At 44.1% G+C, this 12646-nt stretch carries 13 protein-coding genes; 4 read left to right on the top strand and 9 right to left on the bottom strand.

From position 1 onward, the window contains the following. A complete protein-coding gene (locus tag ACRRSX_RS09400) occupies positions 1-1113 on the bottom strand; it encodes a 4-phosphoerythronate dehydrogenase (protein ID WP_432453465.1) in 1113 nt (370 codons plus the stop codon). Positions 1114-1289: 176 nt separating this feature from the next. Beyond that, entirely contained in the window at positions 1290-2507 is a 1218-nt protein-coding gene (gene fabB / locus ACRRSX_RS09395; RefSeq protein ID WP_432453466.1) for a beta-ketoacyl-ACP synthase I, read from the bottom strand. Between the two features lie 114 nt (positions 2508-2621). On the opposite strand from fabB, the gene mnmC reads away from it, so the two are divergent. Beyond that, positions 2622-4649: a bifunctional tRNA (5-methylaminomethyl-2-thiouridine)(34)-methyltransferase MnmD/FAD-dependent 5-carboxymethylaminomethyl-2-thiouridine(34) oxidoreductase MnmC gene (mnmC, locus tag ACRRSX_RS09390; RefSeq protein WP_432453467.1), complete on the top strand. Its 2028-nt coding sequence runs from the start codon at positions 2622-2624 to the stop codon at positions 4647-4649. Here mnmC and ACRRSX_RS09385 read toward each other — a convergent pair. Next, a complete protein-coding gene (locus ACRRSX_RS09385) occupies positions 4635-5207 on the bottom strand; it encodes a DUF922 domain-containing protein (RefSeq protein ID WP_432453468.1) in 573 nt (190 codons plus the stop codon). The genes mnmC and ACRRSX_RS09385 overlap by 15 nt on opposite strands. A gap of 287 nt (positions 5208-5494) precedes the next feature. On the opposite strand from ACRRSX_RS09385, the gene ACRRSX_RS09380 reads away from it, so the two are divergent. Then, entirely contained in the window at positions 5495-6556 is a 1062-nt protein-coding gene (locus ACRRSX_RS09380) for a response regulator (RefSeq protein WP_432453469.1), read from the top strand. Further along, positions 6537-7499 (top strand): diguanylate cyclase, encoded by a 963-nt coding sequence (locus ACRRSX_RS09375; protein WP_432453470.1) that lies wholly within the window; start codon positions 6537-6539, stop codon positions 7497-7499. The genes ACRRSX_RS09380 and ACRRSX_RS09375 overlap by 20 nt, the downstream gene beginning before the upstream one ends. A 167-nt stretch (positions 7500-7666) precedes the next feature. On the opposite strand, the gene ACRRSX_RS09370 is transcribed toward ACRRSX_RS09375, so the two are convergent. From ACRRSX_RS09370 to prmB, 5 genes are all read right to left on the bottom strand, one after another. After that, positions 7667-7855, bottom strand: a complete 189-nt coding sequence (locus ACRRSX_RS09370; RefSeq protein WP_432459192.1) for a hypothetical protein — start codon at positions 7853-7855, stop codon at positions 7667-7669. Positions 7856-7925: 70 nt separating this feature from the next. Further along, the gene (locus ACRRSX_RS09365; RefSeq protein ID WP_432453471.1) at positions 7926-9089 is read right to left on the bottom strand and encodes an ATP-NAD kinase family protein; all 1164 of its coding nucleotides are present in this window, start codon (positions 9087-9089) and stop codon (positions 7926-7928) included. Between the two features lie 13 nt (positions 9090-9102). Continuing rightward, entirely contained in the window at positions 9103-9630 is a 528-nt protein-coding gene (locus tag ACRRSX_RS09360; RefSeq protein WP_432453472.1) for an elongation factor P hydroxylase, read from the bottom strand. 54 nt (positions 9631-9684) lie between these two features. Continuing rightward, a complete protein-coding gene (gene aroC, locus ACRRSX_RS09355) occupies positions 9685-10773 on the bottom strand; it encodes a chorismate synthase (protein WP_432453473.1) in 1089 nt (362 codons plus the stop codon). Positions 10774-10784: 11 nt separating this feature from the next. After that, positions 10785-11708, bottom strand: coding sequence for a 50S ribosomal protein L3 N(5)-glutamine methyltransferase (prmB, locus tag ACRRSX_RS09350; RefSeq protein WP_432453474.1), 924 nt, complete (start codon positions 11706-11708; stop codon positions 10785-10787). 62 nt (positions 11709-11770) lie between these two features. Here prmB and smrB point away from each other — a divergent pair, with 62 nt between their 5' ends. Further along, entirely contained in the window at positions 11771-12310 is a 540-nt protein-coding gene (gene smrB, locus ACRRSX_RS09345) for an endonuclease SmrB (RefSeq protein WP_432453475.1), read from the top strand. Positions 12311-12340: 30 nt separating this feature from the next. Here the strand turns inward: smrB and ACRRSX_RS09340 are convergent, their stop codons facing one another. After that, positions 12341-12550: a DUF1107 family protein gene (locus ACRRSX_RS09340; RefSeq protein ID WP_432453476.1), complete on the bottom strand. Its 210-nt coding sequence runs from the start codon at positions 12548-12550 to the stop codon at positions 12341-12343. Between the last annotated feature and the right edge of the window lie 96 nt (positions 12551-12646).

Here is a 12646-nt window from a genome sequence, read left to right as displayed (position 1 = left end):
TTAACGATTAAAACCAAGTTGAGCTAACTCAGCTTGCTTCTCTTGATTAACCACCCGCAATACACTAAATTCGCGGCGCTGCGGGTAATGTTTTCTTAATTGGTCAAAGCCTTCTGGGCTTAAACCATGACTTCGAAAGCGTCGATCGTCGGCAAAAATATCGTACACCAACTGACTCAGTTTGGTCAGTTGTGCCTCACTAGATAATGCCGCAACACGGATCTCATTAAACTCGGCCAACGGCAATAGCTGGTCACTAATATCATTCACCTTTAAGCCTAAAGCTTGACACATGGCCTGATAAACCATACTAGTACCACGCATTTTTCCTTCAAGGCTATAGCCAGCAATATGTGGTGTCGCGATAAATGCATGCTTAACCAAAGGAGTCAGCACCGCTGGTTCTCCTTCCCAAACATCTAAAATAAGTAATGGTGCCAATTGCTGCTCGGCCAAAGCTAATAACGCTTGGTTATCGATGACTTCTCCACGACAAGCATTGACTAAAATTTGCCGAGGCTGCAGCTGACTTAACACCGTTTGATTAAACAAATGGTAGCTTGGATATTCGCCAGTTTTAGTCGAAGGTACGTGTAAGCTAATGATATCTGCAGCGAGCACTTGTTCAAAGCTTACCGAGTGACTTAGCTGTCCCAGGTCGGCCAGAGGTGGATCATACAACAACACTTGCATGCCAACTGCAGCTGCACATTTAGCGACTTGGCTCCCGGTATTACCTGCGCCAACAATCGCTATCGTTTGACCTTGTAAAGGCTGCTGACGAAAATCAGCCGCAGCCAGCAAAGCAGTAATAACATATTCACCAACCGCAACGGCATTACAGCCCGGCGCGCTAGCAAAGGCAATCCCTTGCTGCGCCAAATAGCATTGATCGACATGTTCGGTACCAATGGTTGCGGTGCCAACAAACTTCAGATTTTGCGCCTGCGCAAGCAATTTTCGATTTACTTGGGTTACCGAGCGCACCAGCAGCGCATCCGCATCAAGCAACTGCTCAGCCCGCATCGTCCGTCCATCGACTGGCACAACTTTGCCATGTTGACTTAATATTTGCTGGGCGAAGGGGATATTTTCATCTACAACTATTTTCATTTCGCGTTCAACTGCAATCCACGATTTTCAATAGCAGCAATATAACACAAGCGAGAGTTCGGTGAACTTTAAGCTTGCAGATACACGGCGTTATTTTTTAGTGAAAAATACCAGTTCAGAGATCTAAAAAACAAAAAAGCCGCCTGCTGGCGGCTCATTCACCTAGCACTAGGTTTTTAGTCTTGAAAGCGTTCCATCACTAAAGTGGCATTTGTGCCACCAAAACCAAAACTGTTCGACATCACACGATTTAATTTGGCCGGTTGAGCTTGATTGACCACAATATTCAGTCCTTCGGCTTGATCGTCCAAGGTATTGATGTTGATGCTCGGTGCAACAAAGTCATTTTCCATCATCAATAAAGAATATATTGCTTCATGTACACCGGCGGCCCCTAGCGCATGACCCGTCATCGCTTTAGTTGCACTAATCAGAGGGCTATTACCAGCAAACACTTCCTGAATCGCCCCTAACTCTTTTACATCACCGACAGGAGTAGAGGTACCATGAGTATTCACATAATCAATATCACCCGTCAGATTCTGCATGGCTTGACGCATACAGCGTACTGCGCCCTCGCCCGAAGGCGCAACCATGTCATAACCATCAGAAGTTGCGCCATAACCGACGATTTCAGCGTAAATTTTAGCGCCCCGAGCCAGTGCATGTTCAAGCTCTTCAACCACCACCATACCGCCACCACCTGAAATTACAAAACCATCACGGTCTGTATCATAGGTACGAGAAGCAAGTTCTGGTGTCTCATTAAACTTGGTTGATAAAGCGCCCATGGCGTCAAATTCCATAGCCAGGCTCCAATGCAACTCTTCCCCACCGCCCGCAAATACCACGTCTTGCTTACCTAATTGAATTAACTCAAGAGCATGGCCGATACAGTGTGCACTGGTTGCACAAGCACTACTAATTGAATAGTTCACACCTTTTATTTTAAAAGGTGTTGCTAAACAGGCTGAGGTGGTGCTCGACATCGTTCTCGGCACCATGTAAGGGCCGATACGACGAACACCTTTAGTCCGTAAGATATCGGCAGCTTCAGTTTGGTTTTTCGAAGACGCACCACCGGAACCCACCACTAAACCGGTGCGCTCGTTAGATACATGAGCTTCGCCTAAACCCGCATCAGCTATCGCCTGCTCCATAGACATATATGAAAACGCAGCAGCATCGCCCATAAAACGCATGACCTTACGATCAATATGCTCCGCAGGATTAACTTTTAAATCACCCCATACTTGGCTACGCAACTTCATTTCTTCAAATTCAGCTGAATGAGTAATGCCTGACTTACCAGCCTGCAATGATGCTAATACTTCTTCTTTATTGTTACCGATACTAGATATAATACCTAGCCCGGTGATAACTGCTCTTTTCATCAGATGGTCTCACGGATTGTATTTGCTGCTATGTTACCCATTTTGCAGCTTAATCTGGTCGGATGAGAGTACACGTGTACGCTTAAACTTTCTAGTAAAAATCGAGGTTAAATTTTGTCTTCGACAAATAATGAGAACAACAGCACCATTGCAACCATCCATTGGAGTCCCGAAGGCACACCAGTGGCGACCGACTACGACGATGTCTATTTCTCTATCGATAATGGATTAGCCGAAAGTCGTTATGTATTTATTGAACAAAATCAACTTACTGAACGTTGGCTTAACCACAATAAAACCAGCTATGTCATTGCCGAGACCGGGTTTGGAACTGGCCTTAATTTTCTAGCCACCTGGCAACACTACCAACAATTTTTAGTTCAGCAGCCATCAACGGCTGTCAAACGACTGCATTTTATTAGCTTTGAAAAACATCCTTTAGCAGTAAAAGATCTAAGCCAAGCCTTAGCTCAGTGGCCCGAATTAAATGAATTTGCCAGCCAGCTAGTGAAATATTATCCAGAGATTATGACACCAGGATGTCATCGCATAAATTTTAGCCACCCGGTTGCGATCACCTTAGATATTTGGGTCGGCGATGTGCATCAGCACCTTCCCGAAATACCGTGCCCCGACGAAGGTTTAGTTCATAGCTGGTTTCTCGACGGCTTCGCTCCCAGTAAAAATCCCGACATGTGGTCGCAGGATTTATTTAATGGTATGGCAAAATTGTCCGTTCCTGAAGCTAACTTCGCCACCTTCACCGCCGCAGGTTTTGTCAGACGAGGCTTAATCAGTGCAGGCTTTGAGGCAAGAAAAACCAAAGGCTATGGTCGAAAGCGAGAAATGCTAATCGGCCAATATCAGGCAGCTCAAAAGCTGCCTAGCCTAGCGCAAGGTTTATATCATCGTAAAGGCATCCAGGCAAAGGACGATGTTGCGATTATCGGAGCCGGCATTGCAGGTGCCAGCCTCGCCTATGCGCTAGTTAAGCGGGGCATCAAAGTCACCATTTACGAACAAGCGACACAAGCTGCAGCCGAAGCGTCGGGGAATCGACAAGGTGCGGTTTACCCCCTGCTCAGTCCTAATCAGCCACATGTGAGTGACTTTTTTCAACACGCCTTCAACTACCAACGGCAAATCATTGCCCAGTTAACACAACAGAACTTGAGTATCGAACATCAGTATTGTGGGCTACTGCAATTAAGCCACGATAGTAAATCAGCCAAAAAAAATCAAAATATTGTGCAAGCAGGTTATCCTAAGGAGCTGGTCGATATAGTTTCTGCCGAACTAGCGAGTGAATTGGCGGGCTTAAAATTATCCAGTGAAGCCTTATATTATCCTAAAGCTGGCTGGATCAATGCCAAGCAATGTGTTGAGGCGCTATTAATTGCGGCACAAAATAGCGGTCTACTAAATATTCAATATCAGCATCAGCTTAAAAAACTCGATATTGCAGAGCAAGGCGTTCAACTGCACTTCGAAAACGCCACTATTGAGCATGACAATCTAGTTTTTTGCAATGCGCACCAATTGTTAGCGTTAGAGCAAGGCCGTCAATTACCACTCACTCCAGTGCGTGGCCAAGTGAGCCATATTCAGAGCAGCCCGCAGCTTTCTAAACTAAAGAAAATCTTATGTTATGAGGGTTACCTCACGCCAGCCAATCATCAACAACACTGCATTGGCGCGAGCTATAAAAGAAACAACTTAGAGACCCAGCTCAATGAGCAAGAAGGCCAAGAGAACTTACAGTCGTTGCGCGATTGCCAAGCCCAAAGTTGGAATACACAACTTGAATTTGCGGACCTAAAAGGCCGAGCCGCGATACGCTGTGTAGTGCGAGACCACTTCCCGCTATTAGGACAATTACCAGATCTAGAACGGATCTATCACCCCGACTATTTACTGAACTGGCAGAAGCAAAGTCCTCCCGCCTATCCTCGCTGTTTTGTTGCCACAGGCTTTGGTTCACGTGGTATTTGTAGTGCGCCTTTTGCTGGTGAATTGTTAGCTGCTCAGCTTTGTGAAGAACCGATCCCTGTGAAGCTATCCACCTTAAATAATCTGCATCCACACCGATTTTGGAATCGACGCCTACTTAAAAATCGCCCCTTAGAATTAAGGTATCGTTAAACCTAATGATTCACCATAGGCAGTTTGACGTTGGTAGGTTCGGATTTTTTGCCGCGCATTCGCTAAAGCAGCTCGCCCTTTAGCATTGATAAGCGCTTCTAGTTGTTGGCAACCAGCAGCCGACAAGCCTTTGGTTTGTTGAACAAAACGTTCTGCACTTTGTTCAATGAGCCAAGCAATTTTTTGATGATATTGCTGGGCCGCAGCAATATAGCTTATCCATGATTGTTGAGTCGCAAAGTCAGCTTTACTTTGGCTTATCCAGCGCGGCATAATTAACTCGGCGCGTAACAATAGTTCGGGACTTAAAGACTCACAACGCGCGTTTCTACGCGCAACTTTCGGAGTCCAATTAAACAAATATTGTCCAGAAATACTATAATGATGCCCTCTTTTCAGCGGGCCTTCAGACATGAGTTGAGCGCGAAGTTGCTTTAAATCCCCCGCATTAACATCATAATATTCGATCTCGCTTTGTACCGACGCAGCATGGACTACTGGAGAAAATAATATAAAAACCAATAGGATAACTCTACCATTCCATTTCGCTCGTCTCACATTTGGTCCTCTAGATAATCGATTATCGGCACGAAATCGAGATTTAAGTCATTGGACATATTAAATACTTGAGCTTTCAGCATATCAGCTGTTTTAGTTAAGCATAAAACTTTAACGAATAATCAAATACTTCTCGACTAAACTTATCTTTAGATATAAAACCAAGGCTGTTTTTGTGAAGAACGTCAAAGCGCAGCCCCTCAATGTAAACTTTTACCGCTTCCGCCTTAGCAAACAAGGCATTTCGTCTCATACTGTAAAAAGACAAGGAGAGTTGATAATATATTATGTCGTTACCTATTTTAATCTGCGATGATTCCAATCTCGCTAGAAAACAAATGGCACGTAGTCTACCGCCAGGCTGGGATGTCGAGATCAGCTTTGCCACAAATGGACAAGAAGGCTTAGACTTAATTCGCCAAGGAAAAGGCGATGTGGTGTTTCTCGACCTAAACATGCCAATCATGGATGGCTACGAAGTACTACAGCAAGTTCAAAGCAATGATTTACCAGCACTGATCATTGTAGTCTCTGGAGATATTCAGCCAGAAGCCTACTCTCGCGTAAAACAACTCGGCGCCTTAGATTTTATAAAAAAACCGACAAACAAAGCCAAAATTGACGAAATACTATTGGCTTATGGCATCGTTGAGTCCCAGCAATTACTCGAGTTAGAGAGCGATTTAGCGGCTTTAGACCAAATGCCCGCGCCTGCAAAAGACACTTTGTCACCCAAAATCGTTGATTATCGAGACCATTATCAGGAAATAGCCAACGTTGCCATGGGTAGAGCCGCTGATTTACTCGCGCGTTTGCTCGATACATTTATTGTATTACCCATCCCCAATGTCAACATTTTGGAAACCAGTGAACTACATATGGCACTGAGCTCGGTTGAAGAAAATGAACAAATGTCAGCAGTATGCCAAGGTTTCATTGGTGCAGGTATTGCCGGAGAGGCGTTACTGCTATTTCATGATTCAAGCTTCACCGATATGTCTAAATTAATGAAATATAAAGGACAACTTGACGATAACGGTCAACTGGAAGTGCTGATGGACATCGCCAATATTCTGATTGGGGCATGTTTACAAGGCGTCTCTGATCAACTCGACCTTGGCTTTTCACAAGGACACCCCGTTGTATTAGGTCAACATTGTAATCTTAGTGAACTAATCGCAAACAATACCCATCGCTGGCAAAAAACTTTAGCTATTGAGATCAACTACACCATTGAAAAGCACAATATTCAATGTGACTTGTTACTGTTGATTACCGAAGATTCCTTGCCAACACTTAACAATAAAATCTCTTACTTATTTGATCATCATGAACCAACATCAAAATGAAATGAACGAGTTCCACTGGATGCTAGACATGATACAAACCATCGATGTCGGTTTGGTCGTACTAGACAAAGACTATAATGTTCAAATTTGGAACAATTTTATGGAGGCGCATAGTGGTCTTCGCGCCGACCAAGCCCAGCGCCAAAGCATATTTAGCTTATTTCCAGAGCTTCCCGAAGACTGGTTAAAACATAAGATCGATTCGGTATTTTTTTTAAAAAACCGCGCTTTCACAACCTGGGAGCAACGTCCTCATGTATTTCCATTTAAAAACTATCGGCCAATCACTGGTACGGTAGATTTTATGTATCAAAATATCACCATTATCCCGCTCACCTCTCTAACCGGCGTGGTAACTCATATTAGTTTAATTATTTATGATGTTACCGATAGCGCAGTCAACAGACTCGAAACCATAAAAGTAAACGAAAAACTTAAGGTGCTCAGTCGTACCGACAAGCTCACTCAACTTTACAATCGTGGCTACTGGCAAGATCGCTTGGAACAAGAATATGAGCGCTATGTCAGAACGGCTCAACCAACATCGCTGCTGATGTTTGATATTGACCATTTTAAACATATCAACGATAACTATGGCCACCCCACGGGAGACAAAATCCTCAGCTTACTTGGAGAGACATTACGCAACATTATGCGTAAAACCGATATTGCGGGGCGTTATGGCGGAGAAGAGTTTGCAATCATCCTCACCAATACTGACGCCAAACATGCTTTAGTTTTTGCTGAACGGTTACGTCTGGAAGTAGCTCAGATGAACCCGTTAGTTAAAGGTGTAGAAGTCCCCTTTACGATTAGTTTAGGCATCGCCCAACTAGACAAACAGACAGCGAGTGAGAAAGAATGGCTAAGCAATACCGACCAAGCCTTGTACCGAAGTAAAGATCAAGGCCGTAATCAAACCAGCGTCCATCAACCAGAGTAAAACAAATAAAAAAAGCAAAGCCAAGGCTTTGCTTTTTTAGCCATTCGACTCATTAAATTATCGACTTAAACCTAGTCATAGTGGACCTGAGCAAGCAAAATCAATCAGTAATGAGTTTAGTATAACGATAATCCTACCCAGACACTAAAATCGACTTGAATCCATTTTTAAGCAACCGCAGTAATGTCTTGCTGTTGTTTGTCGGCAAATTGAATCATATCACGCCACAATGCTTCTGCTTGCAGCTGCATGGTCTCATCAGTCTCACCATTAAAGTAAGCATCAAGTAAGGCCATATGCATGTGAGACTTTAAACTATGGATCATCGGACAGCGACTTAACTCTGTTTGAGTCACAGCGACTCCCAAGTGATCGTTCAAATACTGCACCACATTTTTTGGCGGCGCATTAAGATTATTTTCGTAACTATTCAGGAACAACTGAAGTAGGGAGACATAATTTTTGAGCATCGGTAACCTCATTTTCAGGGTTCGATACTCGATACATAATATAATCGCGGTAACCAGTAATTACCTTGATGCTTCCAGATAAATATTTATCTAGTTCTGTATCGCCAGTATCAACTATCAACGGGCGTCCATGCAAAGATTTAAGTTTAGTTTTAGTCGCTACCACAACAATATTTTCTCGGCCAATCAATCGCAACACCCGAGGGCTGAGTTGCTGATTGCCTCGACCAAACAAATGACCTTGGCCACCAATAATTGTTAGTAATAACTGCGTTTTTACGGAGGCTATTCTATTTATCAACTCCGCTTCGGTCAAATCCTGTTGAAGGATTTGACGATCTTTAACCAAATCTACTCCCAGAAGCGTATTAGCTAGTGATAACTCCTGCATTATTGCGGCAACAGTCGACCCCGATCCTGCAATAAACTGCTGGTCGTCCATTAATTCGATAACTTCTGCGGCAATATCTTGTAACACAAGGTCTTCGACTTCCATGCCGCCCTGTTTAGTCGCTTGTACATAATGAAGCTCATCAGGCACTCGCATTTCACCAAAACACTTAGCTCGCACCCGCCCCTGACGAAAAGCCTGTTCATCGATATCCATCACCTCAGCAACTTTCAAACTCAAGATCTCACCACGTAGCAACTTTGCAATCACCATCCCGGTCGCCTTTGGCGTGACCCCATATACGGCAGAGTGGATCTTACATCCGGCAGGAATACCCAAACAGTTTTGTTGCGATCCAACAACACTAAGCACATCGCGGGCGGTGCCATCTCCACCAACAAAAACCAGTAGATCCAGTCGTTGTTCGCTGAGCAGGGCAGCAGCCTCCTTGGTATCCACAGCGCTGCTTGGCGAATGGGCTTGATAGAGTACGCGATGATTAAAATCCAATTGCTGACATACTTGTTCGCCCATTTCACCCGATGCGGTCAAGACACAAAAACGCTCCGCCAAAGGTACTAAACATTGCAAAGCCTGAACCGCACGCTGCATCGCTTTCTTTTCTGCTCCCATCGCTAAAGCGCGCTCAACCACTTCGTCGGATCCCTTCAAAGCAACACTACCACCGATGCCAGCCACCGGATTAATCAACAAACCAATTTTAATCATGAGTCCCTCAGAGTTACCCGCTTAATGATGCTCGTAGCTTTGCTAAAGCCTCAATAAACTGTTGAGCACGAGATGGAAAACCTTGTTTTTGAAAATCTAAAAACTGCTGCTGTACCGCTTGGCTAAAAGCTTGCCGATCGCTTTGATAACCCGATAAGTTGTCTACACTCACTTGAAAAGTACGACCCGCCACTTTAGAAAATGCACATTCGATAGCTTGTGGTTTTACCTCAACTCGTTCAAACTTTTGCTGCAACGATTGATCACGACCATCAGGATGATACCAGTAACCATAATCTTCCAGTTGACGTCGAGCATTACCAGCAATACACCAGTGAGCAATTTCGTGTAAGGCACTGGCGTAAAAGCCATGCGCAAATACCACCCGATGTTGACTAAAGCGTTGATCGGCGGGTAAGTAAATTGGTTCTTCGTCGCCTTCGACCAAAATCGTATTAAAAGACACAAAAGTTTGATTAAACAAACCAATCAACTGTTCGACATCATCAAGAATCATCACTGAGCCTCTCAGTTTAGGCAAAATAAAGCCCCTAAGTCGATAACTTAAGGGCTCTATATCGCGTCAAAATTTAACTTAGCGCAAAATGGGCGTTTCGGTGTTTACCGTGCCATTTTGCCCTCTTTGACGCAAGCAATGATCCATTAATACAATCGCTAACATCGCTTCGGCAATTGGCACTGCACGGATCCCCACACAAGGATCATGACGCCCCTTGGTGACAACTTCGATCGGCTGACCATATTTATCAATAGTTTTACCCGGAACGGTAATGCTGGAGGTTGGTTTTAACGCAATATGGGCGATCACATCTTGACCCGAGGATATCCCCCCCAGAATTCCGCCAGCATGATTCGAACTGAAGCCCTCGGGAGTCATTTCATCTCGATGTTCGCTGCCTCTTTGATTGACGACGGCAAAACCATCACCAATTTCTACCGCTTTAACCGCATTAATGCCCATTAATGCATGCGCAATATCGGCATCCAATCGATCAAACACGGGTTCACCAAGTCCTACAGGTACTTGCGTAGCCACCACACTTAAACGGGCGCCAATAGAATTACCTTCTTTTTTAAGGTCTCGCATAAACTCATCTAATTGATCGAGCTTACTCACATCGGGAAAGAAAAATGGATTTTGCTCGATTTGTTCAAAATCAATAATTTCGGCTTTAATTGGACCCAATTCGCTCAAGTAAGCATGGATTTCCACGCCAAACTGTTGCTTAAGATATTGTTTCGCAATCACCCCAGCAGCAACCCGCATTGCAGTTTCTCGTGCCGAAGAACGACCACCACCCCGATAATCACGAGTACCATATTTTTGATGGTAGGTATAATCGGCATGCCCCGGTCGAAACATATCTTTAATGTTCGAATAATCTTTCGAACGCTGATCGGTATTTTCAATCATTAAACCAATTGAAGTACCAGTAGTTTTGCCTTCAAAAACACCTGCTAATATCTTTACTTGATCCGCTTCACGACGTTGGGTGGTGTAACGAGAGGTACCTGGTTTACGACGATCCAGATCTTGCTGAATAATCGCTTCACTGATTTCTAAGCCTGGAGGACAACCGTCAATAATACAGCCCAATGCTGCGCCATGACTTTCACCAAAAGTCGTCACCCTAAAAAGTTGGCCGATGCTATTTCCTGCCATTCACTCTATCCTTACTGTTTAAATAGCGAGCCGCAGTCTAACAATTGCTCACGACTAATAATGAAAACCCCATGCCCGCCATTACTAAATTCGATCCAAGTAAAAGGAACTTCTGGGAATTGCTGCTGCATATGAACTTGGCTATTACCGATCTCAACAATCAATAAGCCGTTCGGGTTTAAATGTGCTGCTGCTTCAGCCAAGATTTGTTTGGTTAATTGTAAACCATCAAACCCAGAAGCTAAGCCTAACTCGGGCTCATGTTTAAACTCTTCAGGCAAATTGCCCATATCTTCGGCGTCAACATAAGGCGGGTTACTCACAATCAAATCATAAGTTAAGCCTTGTAGTGCCTTAAAACCATCCGACAAGATTGGCGTAACTTGCTGCTCTAATCCATGGTTTTGAATATTAATTTCTGCGACTGCAAGCGCATCTTCAGATATATCCACTGCATCGACTTCAGCCTCTGCAAAGGCATAAGCACAACCAATCGCAATACAGCCACTCCCCGTACACAAGTCCAAAATTCGCTGCGGAGACTCAATTAACCAAGGAGAAAATTGAGTCTCAATCAATTCAGCGAAGGGCGAGCGAGGCACTAATACCCGCTCATCCACATAAAACTCGAGTCCAGCAAACCATGCTTTGTTGGTTAAATAAGCAACGGGTAAACGCTCTTGAACTCGCTTCACCACTAATTCCACCAGCAGGCCACGTTCTTGACGAGTCAATCGAGCATGTCGCACTTCGGGATCAACATCTAAGGGTAAGTGAAGGCTTGGTAACACCAATTGCACAGCTTCATCCCACGCATTATCTGTTCCATGACCATAGAAAACGCCTGAAGCATTAAATCGACTCACCGCCCAGCGGATCATATCTTGAATAGTGTGTAAGTCATCGATTGCTTCTTCGATAAATATCTTTTCCAATTTGGCCTCCAGATTAAGTACAATCACCCATAAATGGCTTCAGGCACAACTGATATTAATAAATGAAAAAACCAACTGACGAAGATTTTTTAGCCTTCAAGGAAGCCCTCAAAGGGGTTCGCCAGATAAAACAAGATAAAATAAGTCTTGAGCCCACACGAATCAAGCAAAAAAGCCAACAAAGGGAAAAACAGCAACGCGCTCTGTTAAATAATGCGCAATTCTTCTTTTCTGATGAATACCATCCGCTACTGCCCGACGAAGGACCAATGCGCTGGCAAAGTACAGATTGTGATCCCTATGAGCTAAAAAAATTACGCCGGGGCGATTACGAACCTGAAATTTTGTTAGATTTACACGGACTCACACAGCGTCAGGCCAAACAAGAAATCGCCGCTCTGCTGGTGGAATGCCAACAACAACATTACCATGTTGCCTCGGTAATGCATGGTCATGGACAACAGATACTGAAAACCAAGGTGCCTCAGTGGCTTGCTCAGCATCCTGCGGTATTAGCCTTTCATCAAGCGCCGAAAGACCACGGCGGCTCCAGTGCCTTACTCATATTGGTTCAGTCCGGATATGAAAAAACCACTCTTTAGAGTGGTTTTTTCATCAAATACAGATCGGCTTTAAGCCGCTTTTTTTCTGAAGTCATCAATTTGTTGATTGACTTCAGCCACGGTTTGCCGATGCTTGCCTGTTTTATAATTCGGTAGTGTGGCTAACTTGCCATTTTGAAATTGATAAGCTCCGCGTCCTCGGATATACAAGCGTCCTTTAAAAAATGCTTTAACATAACGAGCTATTTTAACTGGCGAATAACGTGAAAATATTTTCATTTGAGGCGTCCACTACTTGTTTCAACACAATCATGATACAAGTAGAGTTTAGCTTGTTCTAAGACTTTCGCAGCTTAATTAATGGTTCCGCGAGCC

The sequence above is a fragment of the Agarivorans sp. QJM3NY_30 genome, from assembly GCF_050870855.2.
Lineage (GTDB): Bacteria > Pseudomonadota > Gammaproteobacteria > Enterobacterales > Celerinatantimonadaceae > Agarivorans.
The sequence above is the reverse complement of the archived record's forward strand: the minus strand, read 5'-3'. Positions and strand labels throughout refer to the sequence as shown.